Origin of the sequence: Salinisphaera sp. SPP-AMP-43, from assembly GCF_049568105.1 — a bacterium.
Classification (GTDB): domain Bacteria; phylum Pseudomonadota; class Gammaproteobacteria; order Nevskiales; family Salinisphaeraceae; genus Salinisphaera.
The window spans coordinates 269706-291126 of record NZ_CP145335.1 but is presented as its reverse complement, the minus strand read 5'-3'; the positions used below and the strand labels follow the sequence as shown (position 1 = coordinate 291126).

The 21421-nt window shown below is 62.3% G+C and carries 18 protein-coding genes; 10 read left to right on the top strand and 8 right to left on the bottom strand.

Annotated features, from left to right (window positions below; all coding sequences use genetic code 11):
* Positions 1-210 precede the first annotated feature (210 nt).
* Positions 211-1296 (top strand): threonine aldolase family protein, encoded by a 1086-nt coding sequence (locus V5738_RS01200; protein ID WP_423822570.1) that lies wholly within the window; start codon positions 211-213, stop codon positions 1294-1296.
* A gap of 22 nt (positions 1297-1318) precedes the next feature.
* Here the strand turns inward: V5738_RS01200 and V5738_RS01195 are convergent, their stop codons facing one another.
* Together V5738_RS01195 and V5738_RS01190 are read right to left on the bottom strand one after the other, a co-directional pair.
* Complete coding sequence (locus V5738_RS01195; RefSeq protein ID WP_423822569.1) at positions 1319-1954, bottom strand: hypothetical protein; 636 nt, start codon at positions 1952-1954, stop codon at positions 1319-1321.
* 161 nt (positions 1955-2115) lie between these two features.
* Positions 2116-2502, bottom strand: coding sequence for a DUF2267 domain-containing protein (locus V5738_RS01190; protein ID WP_423822568.1), 387 nt, complete (start codon positions 2500-2502; stop codon positions 2116-2118).
* 166 nt (positions 2503-2668) lie between these two features.
* Here V5738_RS01190 and V5738_RS01185 point away from each other — a divergent pair, with 166 nt between their 5' ends.
* Complete coding sequence (locus V5738_RS01185; protein ID WP_423822567.1) at positions 2669-3703, top strand: purine nucleoside permease; 1035 nt, start codon at positions 2669-2671, stop codon at positions 3701-3703.
* Here V5738_RS01185 and V5738_RS01180 read toward each other — a convergent pair.
* The gene (locus V5738_RS01180; protein ID WP_423822566.1) at positions 3698-3928 is read right to left on the bottom strand and encodes an alpha-hydroxy-acid oxidizing protein; all 231 of its coding nucleotides are present in this window, start codon (positions 3926-3928) and stop codon (positions 3698-3700) included. The genes V5738_RS01185 and V5738_RS01180 overlap by 6 nt on opposite strands.
* Here V5738_RS01180 and V5738_RS01175 point away from each other — a divergent pair.
* The 3 genes from V5738_RS01175 to V5738_RS01165 all read left to right on the top strand — a co-directional run bounded on the left by V5738_RS01175 (position 3923) and on the right by V5738_RS01165 (position 7619).
* Complete coding sequence (locus tag V5738_RS01175) at positions 3923-4102, top strand: hypothetical protein (protein WP_423822565.1); 180 nt, start codon at positions 3923-3925, stop codon at positions 4100-4102. The genes V5738_RS01180 and V5738_RS01175 overlap by 6 nt on opposite strands.
* A gap of 309 nt (positions 4103-4411) precedes the next feature.
* On the top strand, positions 4412-6469 hold the full coding sequence (locus V5738_RS01170) for a methyl-accepting chemotaxis protein (protein ID WP_423822564.1): 2058 nt from the start codon (positions 4412-4414) through the stop codon (positions 6467-6469).
* 682 nt (positions 6470-7151) lie between these two features.
* Complete coding sequence (locus tag V5738_RS01165) at positions 7152-7619, top strand: DUF1348 family protein (protein WP_423822563.1); 468 nt, start codon at positions 7152-7154, stop codon at positions 7617-7619.
* 540 nt (positions 7620-8159) lie between these two features.
* Here V5738_RS01165 and V5738_RS01160 read toward each other — a convergent pair.
* From V5738_RS01160 to V5738_RS01145, 4 genes are all read right to left on the bottom strand, one after another.
* The gene (locus V5738_RS01160) at positions 8160-9053 is read right to left on the bottom strand and encodes a carboxylesterase family protein (RefSeq protein WP_423824220.1); all 894 of its coding nucleotides are present in this window, start codon (positions 9051-9053) and stop codon (positions 8160-8162) included.
* Positions 8953-9315 (bottom strand): carboxylesterase family protein, encoded by a 363-nt coding sequence (locus tag V5738_RS01155; RefSeq protein WP_423822562.1) that lies wholly within the window; start codon positions 9313-9315, stop codon positions 8953-8955. Before V5738_RS01155 ends, V5738_RS01160 begins: the two co-directional genes overlap by 101 nt.
* Positions 9270-9656 (bottom strand): carboxylesterase family protein, encoded by a 387-nt coding sequence (locus V5738_RS01150; protein WP_423822561.1) that lies wholly within the window; start codon positions 9654-9656, stop codon positions 9270-9272. The genes V5738_RS01155 and V5738_RS01150 overlap by 46 nt, the downstream gene beginning before the upstream one ends.
* A gap of 144 nt (positions 9657-9800) precedes the next feature.
* Positions 9801-10727 carry an oxidoreductase gene (locus V5738_RS01145; protein WP_423822560.1) on the bottom strand — a complete coding sequence of 309 codons (927 nt, stop codon included), beginning with the start codon at positions 10725-10727 and terminating at the stop codon, positions 9801-9803.
* Between the two features lie 195 nt (positions 10728-10922).
* Here V5738_RS01145 and V5738_RS01140 point away from each other — a divergent pair, with 195 nt between their 5' ends.
* Positions 10923-11555 carry a TetR/AcrR family transcriptional regulator gene (locus tag V5738_RS01140; RefSeq protein ID WP_423822559.1) on the top strand — a complete coding sequence of 211 codons (633 nt, stop codon included), beginning with the start codon at positions 10923-10925 and terminating at the stop codon, positions 11553-11555.
* A 123-nt stretch (positions 11556-11678) separates the two neighbouring features.
* On the opposite strand, the gene V5738_RS01135 is transcribed toward V5738_RS01140, so the two are convergent.
* Positions 11679-12062 carry a DUF2267 domain-containing protein gene (locus V5738_RS01135; RefSeq protein ID WP_423822558.1) on the bottom strand — a complete coding sequence of 128 codons (384 nt, stop codon included), beginning with the start codon at positions 12060-12062 and terminating at the stop codon, positions 11679-11681.
* A 379-nt stretch (positions 12063-12441) separates the two neighbouring features.
* Between V5738_RS01135 and V5738_RS01130 the strand changes: the two genes are divergently transcribed.
* The 4 genes from V5738_RS01130 to V5738_RS01115 all read left to right on the top strand — a co-directional run bounded on the left by V5738_RS01130 (position 12442) and on the right by V5738_RS01115 (position 21183).
* Positions 12442-13929: a DHA2 family efflux MFS transporter permease subunit gene (locus tag V5738_RS01130; RefSeq protein ID WP_423822557.1), complete on the top strand. Its 1488-nt coding sequence runs from the start codon at positions 12442-12444 to the stop codon at positions 13927-13929.
* Between the two features lie 320 nt (positions 13930-14249).
* Complete coding sequence (locus tag V5738_RS01125; protein WP_423822556.1) at positions 14250-17108, top strand: EAL domain-containing protein; 2859 nt, start codon at positions 14250-14252, stop codon at positions 17106-17108.
* Positions 17109-17410: 302 nt separating this feature from the next.
* The gene (locus V5738_RS01120) at positions 17411-20272 is read left to right on the top strand and encodes a sensor domain-containing protein (protein WP_423822555.1); all 2862 of its coding nucleotides are present in this window, start codon (positions 17411-17413) and stop codon (positions 20270-20272) included.
* A 53-nt stretch (positions 20273-20325) separates the two neighbouring features.
* Entirely contained in the window at positions 20326-21183 is an 858-nt protein-coding gene (locus tag V5738_RS01115; protein ID WP_423822554.1) for a DUF4922 domain-containing protein, read from the top strand.
* The last annotated feature ends 238 nt before the right edge of the window (positions 21184-21421 follow it).

Genomic DNA, 21421 nt, shown 5'->3' with positions numbered 1-21421 from the left:
CGTACCCTGCCCGGCAGCAACTGGCCTCATTTGCCACGCCGAACGCGCGGCGTACCATAACCGACGTTTGGACGAGCCCGTTCTGTATCTGCGCCGTCATCGCATGATTCGTGCATACCGCGAAGACATCGCGGGCATGGTCAATCGAACCGGTGCCCGCCTGCTGATTCAAGGCCGGTCGGAACGGCTGTCTCTCATTGAGGTTCGTGCATGTCCCAGACTTCTTCTACCGCGCCATCGAGTAACGACGACACCGTCAGCGCACCGCGTTTTCTAGCCAGCGACAACACCTCCGGCATCTGCCCGGAAGCGCTCGAGTACCTACACCGGGCTAACGAAGTCGACGATCTCGCCTATGGCAACGACCGCTGGACGGCTGAAGCCAGCGACGCCTTTCGCGATCTGTTCGAAACCGACTGCGAAGTATTTTTCGTGTTCAACGGCACGGCCGCGAACTCGTTGGTACTGGCCTCGCTGTGCCAGTCCTACCACAGCGTAATCTGCCACCAGCTGGCCCATATCGAAACCGACGAATGCGGCGGCCCGGAATTCTTTTCCAACGGCTCCAAACTCCTGACCGTGCCCGGCGATGGCGGTCGGGTGCCCCCAGAGGGTATCGAAACCACGGTCACCAAGCGCGGCGATATCCACTATCCCCGCCCGCGGGTGGTCTCGCTGACCCAGGCGACCGAAGTCGGTACGGTCTACGATCTGGAACAGCTGCGCGCGATCCGCGAGGTCGCCGACCGCTATGACCTGCGCGTGCATATGGATGGCGCCCGTTTCGCCAATGCCTGTGCCTCGCTTGATGTTTCACCAGCCGAGCTGACCTGGCGGGCCGGGGTGGACGTGCTGTGTTTCTCTGGCACCAAGAACGGGCTGGCCTTTGGCGAAGCGGTGATCTTTTTCGACAAGCGGCTGGCCGAAGACTTCGAATACCGCTGTAAGCAGGCCGGCCAACTGGCCTCCAAGATGCGTTACTTGGCCGCGCCCTGGCTCGGGCTTCTCGAAACCGGCGCTTGGCTGTCCAATGCCCAGCATGCCAATGCCATGGCCCGGCGGTTAGCCGACGGCGTGACCGACCTGCCCGGCGTCAATTTGATGTTCGATGCCCAGGCCAACAGCGTGTTCCTGGAACTGTCGGCCGCTACCCAGAATGCCCTGCGCGCCCGGCAATGGACTTTCTATACCTTCATCGGCGAGGGCGGGGTACGTTTCGTATGCAGCTGGAACACATCGGCCGAGCTGATCGATTCGCTGATCGACGATATCCGCCAGGCGGTCGCTGTGGCCTGAAGCCGCAGCGCATGGGCCGGCGTTACTGTCGGCCCTCGATCGCAGCCAGCAATACCGCCATCGCGATCCCCAGCCGGCGATCGACCGCCTGATCGGCGTCGCTAGAAAAATCGATATCGAGCTTGTAGATCAGCGGATTGAAATGCTGCTGGTAATGGGCAAGCTTGTGTTCGTCTCGGTAGAGATCATAGCGCTGTGGCAGTAGATAGCCGAGCCATTCGATCAGCGGCAGAGCGCCGGCCATGTCGATCAGCCGTCGGACCAGCGCCTTGGCCATCGAGTCTTCTTGAAGCTCGGCGACCGGTTCGCCGTCGGCATCCAGCATGCGCCAGTGGTCGCGCATGAACGTCGAGCGCATCCCCGAGCGCTGCAGCGTGCCAACACGCTGATCGGTTTGGGCATCTTCGACATCGTAGGCGCCCGAGAAATCGAACACACTCTGGGTCCGGATGCGTAGGATTTCGTCGCGCATCCCGGCATCCGCATAGATGCGAATATCTTCTTTGAGCCGAAAACGTTTCATCTCGGCATACAGACAGAGCGCACCAGACGCGTCGTAAAGCTCGTAGGCGCCGCCGAACAAACGAAAGAACCGGCTACGCAGAACAAAGCGGCTGTCGGTCAGCAAAGGCGCAGCGCTTATCGGCGCGCTGCTCATCGGCACCTGGCTCGCCTGGCCGAGCCCGGAGCAGTATCAAGCCAAGTCATCGCGAATCGTGTTGGCATAGGACTTGATTATGCCCGACCCCCTCCACGGTCGCGATACATCAGCCCCGGGCGCCCGTGGATACACGGGTCGCCGGGGTCTGCCTTCCGGATTCAGCCGCTGAGCAGAGCATCTAGCTCCGGCGGCGCATCCATGACCACATCGGTGCTCTCGCCCCGGCTCAAAGCCCGTTTGAACACCGTGGCTGCCGCCCGCGAAGCCGGCTCGACGCTATCGCGATCGACTTCAGCCCGGGTGGCCACACGCTGGAAAAACTCATCCAGCGTGATCTTGGCCGGCGCATCGATATTCTGCTGAATGCCGGCCTCGGCAGCACGGGTCAGTTCGCTCGGCAGCTGAGCCGCCAGATCGCGAGCCTGCTCGGCCGGCAGATAGGCACAGATGGTTTCAACGGTCGCACGGCTGATCGCCGCTGCGGTGTCTTGGTCACTCAGGCCGGCGATATCGGCCACTTCACGTACGAATTCTTCAGTTTGCATAAGCGTTGCCTTGTCTTTTTCGTGATCTAGAAACTGCGCCCAGTCTCGAAGTCGACCCGCGGCGCGTCTATCCGCAGGCCTACGGAGCCTGTGTACCGGCTCGTGGCCGGAATCTTGCCTGCACAACCGCACCAATCGTTATCCCGGGCTCGGCCCGCCATGCTCTATGGATGGTTTGTCTCGCAATAGGTTTCGCGCGTTCGTTCTTCTGACGCTATGGCTGGTCGCCAGCTTGGCGGCCCAGGCCGGCGAACCGGTTCGAGTACTGGTGCTCACGGCGTTTCCACCGGAACTCGCGCCGTGGCTTGAGCATATGCCGGAAGCCGAACCGATCGATATCGATGGCGCCTATGCACCTGTTTGGTGCGACTCGCGTCGCGTGTGTGTTACCGAGACCGGCATCGGCGAGGTCAACACCGCAACCAGCATGGCCGCACTCCTGGCCAGCGACAAACTCGATCTGGGGCAGACGTTTTTCCTGCGTGCCGGCATTGCCGGAGGGCCGCCGGACGGCGCCAATACGCTTGGCGGCGCGGTCTGGAGCGACTGGGTCGTCTCCTGGGATCTCGGCCATCATCTGAGTGCGACTTCCCACGGTCAGTCGCAACCGATCTATCGGCCGTTGTCGCCCACCGAGCCAGCCATCGATACCCATGCCTTCCAGCTCAATCCAAAACTGCTCGCACTGGCCCAAAAAGCCAGTCAAAACACCGAACTGGCCGACGACCCGAGCGCCCGTGCCGACCGGAAGAAATATCCTGGCCAAGAGCAGCGTCAACCGACGATTACAGTCGGCGCCACGATCAGCGGCGACGACTATTGGTCGGGCCAGGCGCTATCCGAACTGGCCGGGCGTATCGTCGCTCGCTACAGCGACCACGCCAGCCACTATGCCAGCACCGCGATGGAAGAAACCGGCGATGCCGGGGCCCTGCTGCGCCGTGGCCTGCTGTCGCGCTATGCCAGCGTTCGTACGATCAGCGATTTCGACCAGCCGCCCGCGGAGCAGACGGCCCACGCCATGCTGGCCGCTGGCCAGTACCCCGGCGGCCAAATCGCGATCACCAATGCCTATCGAGTCGCCCATGCCGTGGTCGACTATGCCCTGAGCCATCCCAAAGCGCTCGCACAGGCGATGGCCGCCGACCCGGTCAAACGCCAGGCATATCCGCTGTCGGCATCAGCCGCCCGCGGTTCATAAGCTCGGCAGCAACCCAGCATCGCCACCGATCGCCAACGCCCAGAGCGCCGGCCAGCCGATAACGGCTGCCCTGGCGCCCATCGCGCCCAGCACATGGCGGCCGGTTCGGAAGCCGCCACTGACATACACTTCGACCGTCTCACCAACTTCAGCGACCACCGGCGAAAGACGTCGGCGGTAGCGGCCGCCCCCTGGATCGCGCCGGGCATGGATCGGCTGATGCACGATTGGCTGCCGGTCGATCTGGCCGAGGCCATGGCCGAAGCCGGCATCGAAGCCACCGATACCGCGCGCGCCACACTGCATGTCGCCGGTCGTTCATCCCCCCATCCTCTGTTCATTTCGTTGGGTGAACTCGACGGCGTGACGTCGGTGCGTATCGAAAACGCCGAGGGATAAAGCGACAACTTGAGCATGGCCTATACCCTGGCTCGCGCGATAACCGCGCCACCGTTGATGCGCTACGGCCCCGCGCCAACGCCATACACACCGTATCGGACCACGTTACAAAATATTGCCTAGCGCGCCCGAAAACCGCCGTTTTATTAATCTATTTTAAAAAAATAGAACCATAGGCGCTTCTGGTATTCGTATGTCCTTTATTTCGGACTTCGGAACGCATTCCAGTCGCAGCCAGCGCCAGCGGCTATAACAAACGAGTGTATACAACACAGCCTTTTACTCACGCAAAGATCTAAATTATGGCCGATGCCTGCCGATAACGCTTTTCATCGTTATTTGCCAGGAGTCGACGAGATCATGGGCTGGCTCAAATCCCTCCAAGTTCGCTATACGGTCTTCGCCGTAGCGTTCTTCGTACTTCTCACCGGGGTGACCGTTGCGGTCATCGAAAGCTATATCGCGCCCGAACTACGGCACCAGTCCGAAACTATCGTCTCCGAGCGCGTCGGCAACATCGCCGACACCATCCAGCAACGGCTGGCTCGGGTGAACGCCCAGATGCGCACCATCACGGAAACGGTCGCGAGTCTGGACAACGACCAGATCCAACCGGTCCTGCCTTCGCTGGTCGATCAGTACGGCGATACCAGTATTTCAGGCGGCGGTATCTGGCCCCTGCCCTATAAGCGCGACCCGAGCCGCCAGCGCGACAGCACATTCTTCAACCGCGACAGCAGCGGCCGTCTGACGCTCAATACTTATTGGAATACGTCCGACTCCGACAAATACTTCGAGCAGCCCTGGTACAAGCACGGCCTGGCCGCCCCGAAGGGCGAGTGCGCCTGGGCCAAGGCCTATAAAGACGATGCCAGCCCGGAGCCGCGCACCAACTGTGCGATGAGCATTTTCCGCGATGGCCAGCGCTGGGGCGTGGCCACCATCGACGTCACACTCGGCTTTTTCAATGGCCTGGTCGCCGATATGGAAAAGCAGATCCAGGGCCAAATCCTGATCGTCGAAAAGGACGGCACGATCGTCAGCAACAGCACTCGGATCGACGGACCGATCGTGCTCGACAAACTTTCCGGTCTGGCCAGCCGGTCGCCGATGGCCGTGGCCGTAGCCAAGGCGCTCGGCACCTCGGGCACTGACGGCGCCCAGCCGGCCAAGACCAGCTTCGAGGCCAACGGCGAAGACGAAACCCTGTTCTTGCGTCCGATCGAAAACACCCCCTGGGTATTGGCCAGCGCCGTACCGACCCCTCTTCTAATGGCCAAGAGCAGCGAAGTACTGTCGCGCCTCGGCTGGACTCAGATCCCACTGGCTCTGCTGTTCCTGGCCTTCGTGGTACTCGGGCTGCGCATGATCATGCAGCGCATCGGCCGGCTACAGAGCGGTATCGAAGAACTGGCCTCGGGCGATGCCGACCTGACCCGTCGGCTGCCGGTCAATGGCGGCCTCGAATTCGAGGCGGTCTCGACCAGCTTCAATCGCTTCGTCGAGCGCCTGCAGTCGATGCTCAAACAGGTCTCCGAGGCCAGCGGCGAACTGGCCGGAGCCGCACGCCAGATCGCAGACGGTAATATGGACCTATCGGGTCGGACCGAAAACCAGGCCAGCGCGGTCCAGGAAACCGCGGCCTCGATGGAGGAATTGACCACTACCGTAGCCCACAACGCCGAACGCGCCCAACAGGGCAACGCAGTCGTGATCGAAACATCGACCCGGGCCGGCAAGGCCAGCGAAGTGGTCGGCGAAGTCGTCACGACCATGGACGACATCAACCGCTCGTCTCAGCAGATCGTGGACATTCTGTCCATGATCGACAGCATCGCCTTCCAGACCAACATTCTGGCCTTGAATGCCTCGGTCGAAGCCGCCCGGGCCGGCGAACACGGCCGTGGCTTTTCAGTGGTGGCCGAAGAAGTCCGGGCCCTGGCCAAACGCTCGGCCGATGCGGCAACCGAAATCCGCGAGCTCATCGAAGGCTCGAACGAAAAAGTCGGCCGCGGCGCGCAACTGGCCGAACGGGCCGGCGAGCACATGCAAGGCGTGGTCGACGAAATCCGCCGCGTGACGCAGTACATGGAAGAGATCCGCAACGCCAGCGAAGAACAGCGTCGCGGTATCGAACAAGTCAACCAGGCAGTCAACGATCTGGATTCGAACACGCAGCAAAACAGCGCGCTGGTCGAACAGGCCGCTGCTGCCGCACAATCCATGCACGAGCAGACGGATCGGCTCCAGCAGCTGGTCTCGGGGTTCCGGCTCGAGCAAAGCGACGCTCCGGCCCCCGGCGACGCGGCCACGCCACATGCTGCCGGGGTCGCATCGGACCGGGATTTCTATCCGGCGCCCGGTTGATAAGGCATTCCGTATCCAGCGCGACTGTCTTAGGGCGCGTCGTCACGAGGCACACCGCCGCGGTCCTGTAGTGGCAGGCCAAGGCATCGTGAGCGTGGCGTAGCCACGTGAGCGAACGATAACGCCGGATAGCCGACACAGGGCCGTGGGCCTGTGGGTGACGGCATGCCTCGCGACGACGCGTCCTAATACACGCGCAACAAACCGCCCGGTACCCGACTCATCGGTACCGGGCTATTCCCCGAGCATTCTAGGCGGCGCGGTCATTCGGGCGATCTACTGCCGAAACCTCGTACGACGCCGCCCCGAGCCGCGTTATACAACAGGCACCACGGGCACTACCGTGCGTTATTCCCCGAGATCAGTCCGTCGGTGAACCGCGGGTTCCATAACGTGGCTAGGCTTGTTCGGCGCAGGCCGCGATCGCTCGAGACCAGACTGCCCAACGGGCCTTGGAGCGGCTTGGAGGCCGACGGCCAGGGCACCCGCCCGACCTGCGCCACACAACAGCCATACCGTATTTGCCGCGTCTTAAGCAGTACCACGGCGCTGAACAACGTTTTCTGCTTGTTTTAAGTACCTCCCGAGCCTCTTGCAGGCATCAACGAGCCCTGCTTGGCAGACAGCGATGCTCGGCCCCGCTACCATCGGGCCATTGGCCGCCCGCTCGCCCCAATCAGGCATGGAAAACAAAGCGCCCGTCCCTCCGTTTACGCTGGCAAGCGCAATCCAAAAAGTACGCCTGGCCGAGGACGCCTGGAACCGCCGCGATCCAGCCAAGGTCGCGCTTGCCTATACCCCCGACAGCCAATGGCGCAATCGCACAGAATTTTTGAGCGGCCGCGACGAAATCCAGGCTTTTCTCGCCCGCAAATGGCGCCGCGAACTCGACTACCGGCTGATCAAGGAACTGTGGGCGTTCGGCGAAGACCGTATCGCGGTACGCTTTGCCTATGAATATCGCGACGACTCGGGCCAGTGGTATCGCGCCTACGGCAACGAAAACTGGCAGTTCGACGCATACGGCTTGATGGCACAGCGCCTGGCCAGCATCAATGACCTACCGATCGCCGACTCCGAGCGGCTGTATTACTGGCCCCAGGGGCCACGCCCCGACGATCAGCCGGGCCTGAGCGAACTCGGTCTATAGATCGCACGAGCGTTTCTCGTTTGCCATGTGCGATCACGACGATCGACACCCGCCCGGGTACTGCCGCAACCGCGCCAAAGACACCGAGCGAGCCCCCGAACGTCCCCAACGCTCGGCATCCATAAGCGCGCGGGCCCAGCGCTGGCACCTAACGGCGGCGGCCTGGTCGGCACTCGACAGCCCTGGCCTGCCAAGCGCCGAGCGCACAGAACCCAGGCCAGCCTGCATGCAACGCCGCGCATGCCGCCGGTTCGTGCAACATCGCCCTAAGGATGAGCAGAGAGCTGTGATGCAGCCCGAACGGTTGGCTGCCGCAAAGCAGCGCTGCACGTCATGACCGACCTGGCCGCCAACCGGGGTGGGGTACCTAAGGCGGACGGCTCACGCCCGGCCGTGTAACCCAGCCCGCTATGGGATCGACGAACCGCTCCGACGATTCGACCGGGTCGAACATGCTGGTTGCAACAAACTGGCCGCCTTAGACCATGCGGCCGCATGGCTGTCTGGGCAGCCGCAGTGTTTGGTTGGAGATCAACCGGCTCAAGCCAGCCCGGCCGCCTTCCAGAGCTTGTTGTGGAACAGCTCGTCCATATCCGGATCCATATACGGCCCGACCCGGCTTCGGGTATTGATGCGCATGCTCTGGCGCTGTTGGGTGTACGCCGGCCAATCGGGCAGCCCCGGTGCCGACGGCCGACCGTGTCGAGCAAACGCGACCCAGGCGCTGGACACGGTCTCGGCCAAATCGGCGACCTCGGGCCCGCCTTGGGTCATCACCTGCCCTGCCGGTACATTGGCATTGGCGAACACGAACGGGATTTCGATCGTGTGCGGGGAATAAAGCTTGCCGCCGTCAATCGGCGTCTGCCAGTCGAAGCGATAGCTATAGACAGGCGCGGCATCGGACATGGTCCAGGCCTCTATAACGGCCGAACTCAGCGTGCCCATGGCATAGTCGGAAAATATCCGGACCCATAGCCCCGAAAGATCGTAGTCCGGAAAATCGCGCCGGTAGCTGGCCAGGATCGGCGCGGCCGTCTCGGCGCCAAAGATGTGTTCGACACGCTGCTCGAGCCCAGCCTTGTCGAGCGAATAGGCAGTATCGCCCAGCATGATTAGCGTGAACTCGGTGCCGTTCTGGCCGATGAGCAAGGGCACATCGCGGCTGCTCGGTACTGCCTTCGGATCGACGACATGCGCCGGAATCAGATGGTCGTCGAGCACCGGCCAGAAGCCGCTCGGAAACCCCGGGGTCTGCATCGACATCGGCTGCTCGGACAGCACCTGGGATTGGGCGGCGACCACCTGCTCCCAACTGAGATCGTGTAGCTTGTCAGCCGTCTCCGGAGTAATCTCGAGCGCGGACAGCACGGCGCGGGCGAGTTCGTCGGCCTGCTCTGGTGCCACGAAGCGCGTGAGCGGGCCACTTTCGATGATCGCGCGATGGAAACAGCCCTTTAGCCGAGGGCACGCCCAGTAGCGTCGCGATTTTCCAGCCGCCGCCTGATTCGCCGAAGATCGTGACCCGATCCGGATTGCCACCGAACGCAGCGATGTTGTCGCGTACCCAGGCCAAGGCAGCGACCAGGTCGCGGATGCCGAGATTGGCCGAATCCGAAAAGTCGCCACCCGGCACCTGCGACAAATCAGTCAGTCCGGAGGCCCCGAGTCGGTGATTGATCGTGACGACGACCACGTCGCCACGACGGGCCAGATTGGCCCCATCGTAGATCGGGCCGGGCCGCTACCCGAGGCCCAGCCGCCACCGTGCAACCAGCCCCTTACCGGCCGATCTTTCGAGCCATCGGTCGGCGCCCAGACATTAAGCGCACGGCAGTCGTCGCCGGGCGTGACGTTATCGGCCGGCGTTAAAACGGGGGCGCCGGCGAGTAGTTCTGATCTTAGGACTGTGGCGCGGATTGAGGATAGCGCAACGCTTTGCGAACCCCGGACCAGGGTTTCAACCGGCTGTGGCGGCGCGAATCGATTCCAGCCGGCGATACTTCGTGCATAGGGCATCCCGAGAAAACGGTCCACGCCGTCAAGTCGCCGCCCCTGTACACGGCCAACGTCGGTTGTCACGACCGGGGCACGGCCGATTGCGCCTGGAAGGGCACATTGGATACCACCAACGCCGCGCTCGCAGCGGCCAGCAGGCGTCTGCGGGTGAGGCCATTCGACTCAGAGGGCAAAGACACCCTCACTCTCATTTAGTTTGAAATCGATCCCGGTCCGTTCAGCCGAAATCTCCCATAGGTCTTGGGCCAGCCCTGGATCTTTGGCGAACTCTACGGGTTCGACACGTACCGGATAGCCGCGCATCTGCAGAACCCCGTCGGGGCCGAAAAAATCACCCGATACCGCGTTTGGATCGACCGCGGCGCGTAGCGTCGCGAGCGCCCCCTGCGCGGCCGGCATGCCCCTGATCGGCCTGAAAAAACGCGCCATACCGGAATGCTGCTGCAGCCCGGATCGGATCCAGCCGGGATGACAGGCACAGACTTTGGGCTCAGTTCCGGTACGTCGTCGGTCCAACTCGTAGACAAACAGCAAATTGGCGAGCTTGCTGTCGCTATAGGCTTGCCCGGCGTCGTATTCGCGCAGACGCCAGTCGAGATCAGCCAGATGCGGGCCGCCGCGACGATGAGCGATACTCGATGTGACCGTGACCCGCGAGTTCGGCGTTGCCTTGAGCAACGGCCAGAGCCGTGCGGTCAACGCGAACGTCCCGAAATGATTGGTCCCCATCTGGAGTTCGAAACCGTCCTCGGTACGGCCAAGCGGCGGCATGACAACGCCAGCACTGTTGACCAGCAGATCCAGCCGGTCGACCTCGGCGATCAGCGTAGCCGCAAAACTGTGGATCGAGCCCAGGCTCGCCAGATCGAGTTCGCGTACAGCAGGCCGCACCGCCGGATCGCGGGCGCCCAGGAGCGCAGCCAAGGCCTCGCCCCGGGCGCGATCACGTACCGCGAGAATGACCTCGGCGCCATTGGCCAGCAGAGCTCGCGCGATCTCACGCCCAAGTGCGGATGTGGCACCGGTCACAACGGCACGGCGCCCTGTCAGATCGGGAATATCGGCTTCTGTCCAATGCGTTACGTCCATCGGCTGTATTCTTGTCGCATACTCGTCTCCGACAGCGGCGCAGACAGCGAAGCACGCCGGCAAGCTACTTCTTTAAACGATGTTCGTTAAACGGCTACAGATTGAGCCTAACTTTATATGACTACTGGTCAGTTATATATTGGTCAATGGTCGGCTCGCAAGAAGATACTGCGCGATTGTGAGGGCTAGCCACGGATGACCTTGAGAAAAAACAAGAAAAGAGCGCGCTCCGAGAAGGAGAAGGAAGCGCGACGCGCCGCGATTCTGGTCGCAGCGCAGGAAATGATTGCCGACACCGGTTTCGACGGCATGACGATGAGCGCCTTGGCACGACGGGCCGGGCTGTCCAAGGGCACGCTCTATCTTTACGTCCACAGCAAGGAAGAGTTATTTCTGGCGCTGTTCGTGGATGCCCTGGAAACCCTGGTCATCCGTATCGAACAGGAGGCGACCGAACACAATCTGGCCGAACTCATGGGACGTGTACCGCAGGAAGTGCCCCTGTTCTTACCGCTTCTGGCACGGCTGGTCGCCGTGATCGAGGCCAATGTTGCGGATCCCCCATTGTTCGAGGCCAAACGCACGATGCATGGCTATGGCGACCGGGTCGCCGCAGTCATCGCTCGAATTAGCGGTGCCTCTTTGGAACGAGCCAGCGAGACGGCTTCGGTTCTGATGATGGCAATGCAGGGCGCAGCACAGTTCGATATCACCGCGCAGCGCGATCTCGCCACGGTACCGGACGACCTGAAACCCGCGTTTGCCTCACAGGCTTTTTCGGAACGTTTTCCAATGGCAGCCCGCCTGATCCTTTCGGCGATACTCTGAGCGAGGCCATAGCGCCATATGCCGCCAAGCAGACGCTACTGCCCAAGCGGTTGCCGCCGACCCGATCGGCCCACAGGCGACAAGCAGACGTACCCGGCCGCAGCCGGATACACCTGTTCTATCTTATTGCATCAGCTGATCTAGCTCGCTGGGCAGATCGAGCTTCACGCCCTCGACTTCGCCGTCGTCGAGCGCTTTTTCGAGAGCGCTAACGACACCAGAGACGAGTTGCTGGGCGTCTTCCATGTCGAGTTCGGTACGAAAGCAGATCTTGCCGTAGAACTCGTCGAGCGAGATCGGGACATAGGACGTTTCGGCCCGATCACCGCCGGCCCGGACCGCATCGGCGATCTCGTCGGGCAGCTGCTCGGCCATGCGTTTGGTCTGGTCCTTGGGCAGCTGCTCGCAGAGCGAGTCGAGGGTGATCAGCGTGCACTGGTGCACGACGTCGGGGGCGAGCTGCGGGCATGACTCGTAGACATGGGCAACGAATTGATCGGTCTGCATGGCGCTCCTGGCTGAAGCCGGTAATCAAATAATGACCTGTCAGCATGAAAGCCACGCGCCATGAACACTATCCTGATTAATCCTGAGTTTGCCCCCACCCCCGCGGCGGCGGCCGGTTGTGATTACAATGCGGCATGCTCTTCCGGTCTTTTGGTGCAGCATACACAGAACGCACGGTGGCGACCTCTCGGGGTTGCCGCCATGCAACACACCCGTGGTGGCAGCGCCATAACGCTGTCGAAGCGTGCGGTTCGCGCTTCGAGCCTCGGGGTGTGGGTCTCGCCCAAAGCGCCGGGCTAGACGACAGGGTCCGTTTGCGCACGAATAAGCCTCCCGGCGGCGCCCACTTGCCCTTCGACAGATGTCGGTACCCACGGTCATGACAGATCCACAGCCCACCACCGAGCCAGCCGCACCGCCCCATCGCTGGCTGATCGCCCTGACTGTGCTGATGGGGACGATCGCGGTCGTGATCAACGCGACGGTGGTCAACGTCGCTATCCCGCCGATCATGGCGGATTTCGGCATCGGCCAAGCCGCCGCACAGTGGATCTCGACCGGCTTTCTGGCGGCCATGACCGCAACCATGCTGGGCAGCGCCCGGATCATGGAACAGCTGGGGCAGCGGCGCACCTTTGGCCTGTGCCTCTGGGTTTTTATGGGGGCCTGCGTGCTCGCGGCTGCGAGCCCGAACACTACGGTACTGATCGTATCCCGCATCATTCAGGGTGCGACCGCCGGTATCATCCAACCGTTGGCCCTAGTGATAATCTTCCAGGCCTTCGACGATACCCAGCGCGGCCGAGCACTCGGGATATACGGCATGGGAGTGGTACTGGCGCCTGCAGTCGGGCCGGCGGTCGGCGGGATACTTATCGACTGGCTGTCCTGGCGGGCCGTGTTTCTGCCCTCGATTCCGTTCTGTGTCCTGGGGCTACTCGGGGCCTGGCGTTTCCTGCCCGAGCACCGGGCCCGTGAGCGGGTCGCTTTCGACTGGTTCGGTTTCGCCCTCTTGGCCGCCACCCTCGGCCTGCTGCTGACCGGCCTGACCCAGCTGTCCGAACACGATCCAATGCTCGGCGGGCTGTTGGTCGCGGCCGGGCTCGCAGGCAGCATCGGCTTTGTCGCACGTCTACTGACAACCCGCAAGCCACTGATCCAGCTCGCCGTTTTCGCCTATCCGCGATTCATTCTGGCGAGCGGCATCTCGATTCTCTATGGCGCCGGGCTGTATGGCTCGACCTATCTGGTGCCGCTGTTGGCCCAGAGCGTACAAGGATTGTCGCCCAGTACCACCGGGCTGGTGATGATGCCCGCCGGACTGACCCTACTGGCCATATTTCCGATCGGCGGACGGCTGGCCGATCGGTTCCCGGCGCACCGCCTCAATCTGATCGGCTGTGCCGGCTGCGCCCTGGGCACCTTCGGCCTGGCCCTGACCGATCCGACGACACCGTTCTGGTTGCTGGCCGCGCTGGTCGCCATTGGCCGAATGGCGCTGGGCATCATGATGCCGGCGCTGAATATCGGCGGTCTGCGGGGGCTTCCGAACACGCTCACCCAGCAAGGCTCGAGTGTGATCAGTTTTGCCCGCCAGCTCGGCGGCACGCTCGGCGTGAATCTGCTTGCACTGCTGCTGGAGATTCGTGCCGCCCACCACCTGGGTGGCACCATCGGTCTGCACCAGCTATACCAAGATGGCCCACCTTCGAGCCAGGCCCTAGCCGGGATCACAGCGGCTTTTCACGATACGTTCCTGATTTTCGCTGCCATATTTCTGATCGGGCTGGCACTGGCCACAGGTATGGCGGTCTTGTATCGCCGCGAGCCGGCCGAACAACCGCCGCCCGCCGAGCGTCGCGGCTAAACAGCGGCCCCGGTCATTCGATCCAATCGGCCGGCTGTAAGAGTTTTATCGAGCGGCACCGATTATGTTCGTTACCATGGCAATGGATACATATTAAAAGGCCGGGGCCGGGCGAGATGACCTGCTGCGCTCTGCCCATGCCAGGAATACGATCGCACTCGCGGCTGCCATGCTGCCGCATGGCAGGGCGCCCGATCGTATCGCTCAGTGCAACCGAAACGAGTTCATCCGGCTGTACCGAGTCTTTCGTATCCGGATTGTCTGCCGGGCCATTCCGATAGCCGCCGGACGCCGGCCGTAAATCACAAGCCGAACCGAATATGCCGACCACCGCGATTGAGATCATCGAACGCCACGCGCGAGCCGGAACGTGGTGGTATGACCCGGACAGCAGCGAACTATGGTGGTCACCGGGCATATACCGGCTCTACGGTCTCGATCCGGAGCGCCACAGGCCTACTTTGCAACAGGCACTGAGCTATCTGACGCCCGAATCCCAGGCGCATGTACAGGCCGCGATCGAACACGCCCTAGCCACGGGCCAAGGCTGGAATCTTTTGCTGCAGATGCAGCGTAGCGATGGTGTGTTACGCCATATGCAGGGCATCGGCAGTGCCGAGCCGCGAGCCGGGCACGCCCCATTGCTGGCCGGCGCTTTTTTTGACGTCCACGACGAAACCGAAAGGCGCCAGAACCAGCGTCGTCTGGAACAACAGCTGGCCGAACAGGCACTGCGCTGGCAAACCGCGAGCGAGAGCGCCGGCCTGAGCTTGATCGACCTCGATCTGGACACCGACCAAATCAGCCTGTCGGGCGTACTGGCTCGGCGCCTGGGCCTGACGAGCGAACAGAAAGCCCGGCTCGACCACGCCGCATGGTATCAACTCATGCATGACGCCGATCGCGCAGCACGCCGGCACAAGCTGGCAGCCCATACCGATGGCCGCAGTGCATTGTTCGATTGCGAATACCGGCTGTGCTTGCCTGAACAACGAATGATTTGGGTACGCGAAGCCGGCAAGGCATGGCACGAGGATGGGCGCGTTCGGGTCATCGGTACGCTCACCGATATCGATGCCCGCAAGCAGGCCGAACGCGCGCTCAAGCAATCCCAGCGTCGTCTACAGCAGACGCTGCGCAATGCCCCGATCGGCATCGCGCTGGTCTCGCCTGAAGGCCGTTGGCTGACGGTCAACCAGGCCATGTGCGAGATGATCGGGTATTCCGAAACCGAGCTGCTGGCCCTGACCTTTCAGGATGTCACCCATCCCGACGACCTCGCAGACGATCTGGCTCGGGCCGAAGGTCTACTGGCCGGGCACACTCTCGGCTATCGGCTAGAAAAACGCTATCTCCACAAGGCCGGTCACGCCGTGGACATCCAACTCGATGTCTCGCTGCTGCGTGATGAGACCGGCCAACCGCTGTATTTCATCGCCCAGGTTCAGGACATCAGCGAACGCAGGCGCGAGCATCGCGAATTGTTCGAGGCCCACGAACTGGCCAATATCACCTTCGAGGCCATTGGCGAAGGGGTCATCCGAATCGACCGACATGGGATCATCCAGCAAGCCAACACCGCGGCCTGCGATCTGCTCGGCGAAGCCCGCAACAGCCTGCTCCACCATCGATTCATCGATCGCATCACGTTCTATCACCCAGATGACGGCCAGCCGATCGAGCATCCGCTGCCGGCGGTCCTCGAATACGGCGGCTGTGCCCAGGTTCCGCTTTTCACCCGGCTGTGCCGCCGCGACGGCAGCCTGATCCCGATCGCCGACTCGCTATCGGCGATCCGCGCCGAGAACGGTGAAATCCGGGGCGCTGTGTTCGTATTTCAGGACATCAGCGAAGCTCGCCGCCATACCGAGGAACTCATTCATCAGGCCAGCCACGACACATTGACTGGGCTGCCGAACCGGCGTGGTTTCCAACAAGGCCTGACCGCGACCTGGCAGCGAGTACGCAGCGGCATGCTGCGGGCGTTCGTGATGTATCTCGACCTCGATCATTTCAAGGCAGTCAACGACAATTGTGGCCATGCCGCAGGCGACGAACTGCTGTTCCGGGTCGCCTCCAATCTGCGCGGTCTATTGCGCGACAGCGACGTCCTGGCACGCCTGGGCGGCGACGAGTTCGCCGCGATCGTACATGCCCGCGAAGCCGAGGGCGCTCGGGTGGTCGCCGACAAGTTCATCCGCAGCATCCAGGCCTTGGAATTCGTCTACGACGGGCGAACGTACCGGGTCGGCCTGAGCGTGGGCATCGCAGCCCTGGATGCGGCCCTGGATGCCCCCGAGGCTTCGCTGGCCCAGGCCGATAGCGCCCTGTATGCCGCCAAAGAGGCCGGCCGAAACTGTTACCGGCTATTCCAGAATTCCGACCGGGCCGAGAGCGCTGCAGCCCCACCGGACGACGCCGAACTCCTGCGGCGTGGGCTGGACAACGATGGCTTCCGTTTGTATCTACAGCCGATCGTCGACTGCGATTCACGACCCATTGGGCACGAGGCCTTGCTCCGGGCAGTCAGCAGCGACGGCAGCGACGTCGTACCGGCCAGTGCTTTTCTGCCGGCCGCCAAACGGCTCGGATTGACCCCAGAGATCGATCTCTGGGTCGTCGAACGGGCATTGGAACTGCTTGATAGCCCGACATCGGGTCTCGCCGAAAGCGCCTATCTCAGCGTTAATCTCAATCCTTTCAGCCTAGCCGATGCCCGCTTTCATGCGGTACTGCTGAGCCGATTGGATGCGAACCCGCAGCATGCCGGGCGGCTGGTATTCGAAATCGCCGAAAGCGATGCCCTGTTCGGCGCGCAGTATCCAGAGTTGATCGACCAGATCCGCACCCGCGGCTTCGAGGTCTGGCTCGACGACTTCGCGAGCAGCTACCAGGGCTTCGACCTACTCAAACGTGTCCATGTCGACGGTATTAAAATCGATGGCGCATTCATTCACTCACTAGACCAAGACACGATCAATCGGGCCGTACTGCGCGCTATCGTAGATGTCGCGCGCAGCCACGACCTGACCATGATTGCCGAAGGCGTCGAGACCGAAACCAGCTTTGCCCTGCTGGCCAAGGCCGGCATCGCACGCTTTCAAGGCTTTTATTTCCAACCACCGGCGCCCAACCCGACCCGCTGTGCTGGCGCTATCCATGGCGCGAATCGTGGCTGAAAATTCAGTCGCCCCTTGCCCAACGCCGCAGGGTGCCGAGCGATAACTAGTTTTTTATCCGACAATCCGCCGAACGGTCATTGCCCCCCGATGATTAGCGCTTATAGTGGCGCATAAATATGCCTTCCTGCGCCTACGCGGCTGTTTCGGCTATCGTAGTGCCCCATGACCATGCGGTTTTATAAAAACTATTCTAACGCTGCGTCACATCTGGCTGTTTTTTCTTTCGAAACCGGCCGATGGCACAGGGCGCTAAACCCTGCGGTCGCTCGAACCGAGACCGCCCAGCGTAAGGCCTAGACGTGAAGCGCATCGCGATCGACGTACTGGATCAACACGCCCAAGGTGGCACCTGGTCGCTGGATGCCGGAACCGGCGAACTCTGGTGGTCGGACGGCATCTATGCCGTTCACAAACTCGACCCCCGACATTTCACCCCGTCGCTAGAAGCCGGGCTGTCGTTTTTCGATCCCCCTTCGCAGGCAGCCCTGCGGGAGGCGGTCGCCTCCGGCGACAGCTGGAACATGTTTCTGCGGCTGATCCGGGCCGACGGTGTCATGCGCCACGTCCATTCGATCGGCCAGGCCGAACAACGCCCGGGGCAGGCCACGATCACGACCGGGCTATTGCTCGATGTCGAGCATATCGTGGTCGAACAGAATATCCGTCGCGGTCTGGAACAACGCCTGGCCGAGCAGCAACAGCTCTGGCGCCTGGCCGGGGAAAGCGCCGGCCTTGGTCTGCTCCAGTTCGATTTCGACGACGATCTCTATCGTGTCATGGGCGGCTTTGCTCGCCGCATCGGCCTGAGCCGCAATCCCGAAGTGACCCTGCCACGACGGACCTGGGACAGCTATGTGCACCTGGAGGACCAGCCCAATCGCCAGGCCAGTCTCAAGGCCCATATCGACGGACAGAGCCCGGTGCACCAAAGCGAATACCGCCTGTGCCTGCCGAACGCCGAGCCGTTGTGGATCAAGGAAATCGCCGGACTGGTCGAGGATGAAGCGTCTTCGGGCCCGCGCCTGATTGGGGTGCTGTCGGATATCAGCGAACGCAAGGCCCGCGAACAGGAAGCCCAACGCGACCGACAACGGCTGGCCGATACGCTGGCCAACGCGCCGATCGGCATCGCGTTGATCGCGCCAACTGGCGAGTGGCTGCATGTGAATCACGCGCTCTGCGCCATGCTCGGCTACACCGAAGCCGAACTGATGGCACGCAGCTTTCGCGACATCACCCATCCCGAGGACCTGCCGATCGCGCTGACCGGCATGGACGACATGCTCGCCGGCCGACTTACAACCCGGCGCAGCGAAAAACGCTACCTCCACAAAGCCGGGCAGGCCATCAACGTACAGTTGGATATGTCGCTGCTGCACGATGGCGACGATCGGCCGCTGCACTTCATCTGCCACATACAGGACATTACCGAGCGTAAGCGCTCGGAAAGCGCCTTGTTTGAAGCCAAAGAACTGGCCGAAGTCACCTTCGGCGCGATCGGCGAAGGCTTGATTCGGGTGGATCGCGCCGGGCGCATCAACCAGGCCAACCCAGCCGCGCAATCGCTACTCGGCGTCGACGCGGCCGCGCTACTCGGGCAACGATTTGCCGATTGCGTGACGCTGCTGGATGCCGAACAGGACCGGCAACTGCCCGATCCGGTCGACGAAGTACTGCGTCGCGGTCAGCGTCTGCGGGTGCCGATCTTCACTCGGCTCAAGCGCCAAGACGGCTGCCACATCTCAATCGTCGACTCGGTGTCGCCAATCCATAACGCCGACGGCCTGATCCGGGGGGCAGTCTTCGTCTTTCAGGATGTCAGCGAAACCCATCGCATGACCGACGAGCTGGTCTATCAGGCCAATCACGACGTGCTGACCGCCCTGCCGAACCGCCGTGGCTTCGAGGAAGCCGTCACTGCGGCCTGGCAGCGCAGCCGTTCCGGGGCCGGCACGGCCTATCTGTTCTATATCGATATCGATCGCTTCAAGATCATCAACGATACCCACGGCCATGCCGCGGGCGACGAGCTACTCAAACATATCGCGCACGTACTGCGCGCCCGGCTGCCCTGTACGGCCTTACTGGCGCGTCTGGCCGGGGATGAATTCGCAGCGGTGGTGTTCGTCAACAGCGATGAACAGGCGCAGTTCATAGCCGATAAGCTCATTCGCGCCATCGCCGATCTCAAGTTCATCTATGCCGAGCGGCCGATCTCGGTCGGCGCGAGCATCGGGATCACGTTGCTCGACGGTCGATTGGCCTCGCCCGAGCAGTCGCTGATCCATGGCGATGCAGCACTGTACACCGCCAAGAACACCGGCCGTGGCCGCCACTACCTGTTCGGCGCCAGCCCGTCCGTCGCCGCCCAGGCCCAGGCGTATATGGATTCGGCCCAGCTGTTGCACAGCGGGCTGGAACAGGATCGCTTCAAACTCTATTTGCAGGCGATCGTAGACGCCAGCGGAAACCGCGTCGGCTACGAGGCACTGCTGCGTTTTCAGACCGAAGACGCCCTGGTCGGTCCGGCAGTCTTCATGGACACGGCCAAGAGCCTGGGGTTGATGCTGCGTATCGATCGCTGGGTCGTGAACGCGGCAGTCCAACTCATCCGCGACCACTGCCTACGAGACAAATGGCCCAAGGACCACTATCTAAGCGTCAACCTGACCCCGGCCAGCTTGACCAACCCGATGTTTCACAAGGAAATACTTGAGACCCTGGATGCCCGAACGATCCCAGCCGGCTGTCTGAGCTTCGAAATCACGGAAAGCGAAGAACTTACCGGCGACAACTATCCGCTTCTGGTCAAAGCCCTCAGGGCACGCGGTTTCACTGTATGGCTGGATGATTTCGCCAGCGGTTATAACAGCTTCGATATGCTCAAGCGGATTTCTGTGGACGGCATCAAAATCGATCGCTCTTTTGTGCAAGACATCGAAAGCGACCCGATCGACCGTGCAGTCATTGGCTCGATCGCCGATATTTCGGCCTCGCTATCGCTGGACGTCATCGCCGAAGGCGTCGAAACCGCCGCCATGCTGGATGTACTGGTCAAAAAAGGCTTCACCCGTTTCCAGGGCTACTATTTCCATCGCCCAGCTCCGGCCGCCGAAGTACTCGCTGCCGGCAGCGACTACCGCCGGCTCGAACAAGCCTGACCGGGGTTCGATCCGTTTGCACTGCCGGTGTTCAACGGGTCAGGCTCTAGGCCATGAATTGGAAAGCCGCAACCCGCCAAGCCCATACGCAGGCACTGGCTGCTCATGCGCTCGCGCCCATCGATACCGACATCCGGCTTATCGAAGACGCCGGGCTGACCTATCTCGTGCGCCTCGTACATGGCCTGAAACAGAAACCGCGCAGCGCATTCCAGGGTTCGTCCAAAGACCCGTTCGCCCCACCCTACGATCCGGACCTGTGGGTCGGCGAACTGGCGCCTGCGCATGCAGGCCTGCTAAACAAGTTTCCGGTGCTCGATCCTCATCTGCTGCTGGTCACGACCGACGACAAGCCCCAAACCCACCTGCTCGGCCAGCAGGACTGCCAGGCACTGCTGCGGGTCCTGCACGATTGGGATGGGCTGGCGTTCTACAACGGCGGCCCCGAAGCCGGCGCCAGCCAGCCTCACAAACATCTGCAAGTGGTCGACCTGCCCCTGGCGAATACTGGCCCGGCCCTGCCGGTGGCTGATGCCCTGGCTCGGGATCTGCCAGCCTCCGGGATCGGCCGTAGTATGGCCCTGCCGTTTCCGCATGCCGCGACCCGTCTATCGCCCGAGATATGGGCCACGCCGGCTAAGGGGGCTGCGTTATTGCATGCCCGCTACCACGAACTGCTCGAAGCCGTCGGCCTGGCCAGCGCCGGCCCCGAACAGGCGGGCGCCTACAATCTGCTGGCAACTCGGGAATGGCTGTGGCTCGTACCGCGTCAACAGGCGGCTTACCGCGGCATCGAAATAAATGCATTGGGCTTCGCAGGCGCCTTGCTGGTCACCGATGCCGAACATCTGGAGCGGCTGGAATCGATCGGCCCGGCCCGCTGTCTGCGCGAGGCCTGTCCCACCGGCTGATCCGGCGACAAGCAGCCCGGCCGCTGTTTGACGAGCTTTTGACTTGGCTTGTCGCCGCTGGCGACCGCCTTCGTTGTCTACACGAGGCCTGCGGCGCCGATTTCTATGTCAAACGCCCAACGTATCGATTGTCGCGGCCCCAAAGTCAGGCTTAGACAGCGATACGCCGGGTCCGCTTTTCGAGCGATCGCGCCCGCCCAGGGAGCGAAACGGCGTAAGATGAGCACATGCATCTCCA

What these genes read in the sequence shown, in the direction of transcription:
- V5738_RS01200 (WP_423822570.1), top strand. Translation starts at nt 211, where the DNA reads ATGTCCCAGACTTCTTCTACCGCGCCATCGAGTAACGACGACACCGTC.
- V5738_RS01195 (WP_423822569.1), bottom strand. Translation starts at nt 1,954, where the DNA reads ATGAGCAGCGCGCCGATAAGCGCTGCGCCTTTGCTGACCGACAGCCGC.
- V5738_RS01190 (WP_423822568.1), bottom strand. Translation starts at nt 2,502, where the DNA reads ATGCAAACTGAAGAATTCGTACGTGAAGTGGCCGATATCGCCGGCCTG.
- V5738_RS01185 (WP_423822567.1), top strand. Translation starts at nt 2,669, where the DNA reads ATGGATGGTTTGTCTCGCAATAGGTTTCGCGCGTTCGTTCTTCTGACG.
- V5738_RS01175 (WP_423822565.1), top strand. Translation starts at nt 3,923, where the DNA reads ATGCACGATTGGCTGCCGGTCGATCTGGCCGAGGCCATGGCCGAAGCC.
- V5738_RS01170 (WP_423822564.1), top strand. Translation starts at nt 4,412, where the DNA reads ATGCCTGCCGATAACGCTTTTCATCGTTATTTGCCAGGAGTCGACGAG.
- V5738_RS01165 (WP_423822563.1), top strand. Translation starts at nt 7,152, where the DNA reads ATGGAAAACAAAGCGCCCGTCCCTCCGTTTACGCTGGCAAGCGCAATC.
- V5738_RS01145 (WP_423822560.1), bottom strand. Translation starts at nt 10,727, where the DNA reads ATGGACGTAACGCATTGGACAGAAGCCGATATTCCCGATCTGACAGGG.
- V5738_RS01140 (WP_423822559.1), top strand. Translation starts at nt 10,923, where the DNA reads ATGACCTTGAGAAAAAACAAGAAAAGAGCGCGCTCCGAGAAGGAGAAG.
- V5738_RS01135 (WP_423822558.1), bottom strand. Translation starts at nt 12,062, where the DNA reads ATGCAGACCGATCAATTCGTTGCCCATGTCTACGAGTCATGCCCGCAG.
- V5738_RS01130 (WP_423822557.1), top strand. Translation starts at nt 12,442, where the DNA reads ATGACAGATCCACAGCCCACCACCGAGCCAGCCGCACCGCCCCATCGC.
- V5738_RS01125 (WP_423822556.1), top strand. Translation starts at nt 14,250, where the DNA reads ATGCCGACCACCGCGATTGAGATCATCGAACGCCACGCGCGAGCCGGA.
- V5738_RS01115 (WP_423822554.1), top strand. Translation starts at nt 20,326, where the DNA reads ATGAATTGGAAAGCCGCAACCCGCCAAGCCCATACGCAGGCACTGGCT.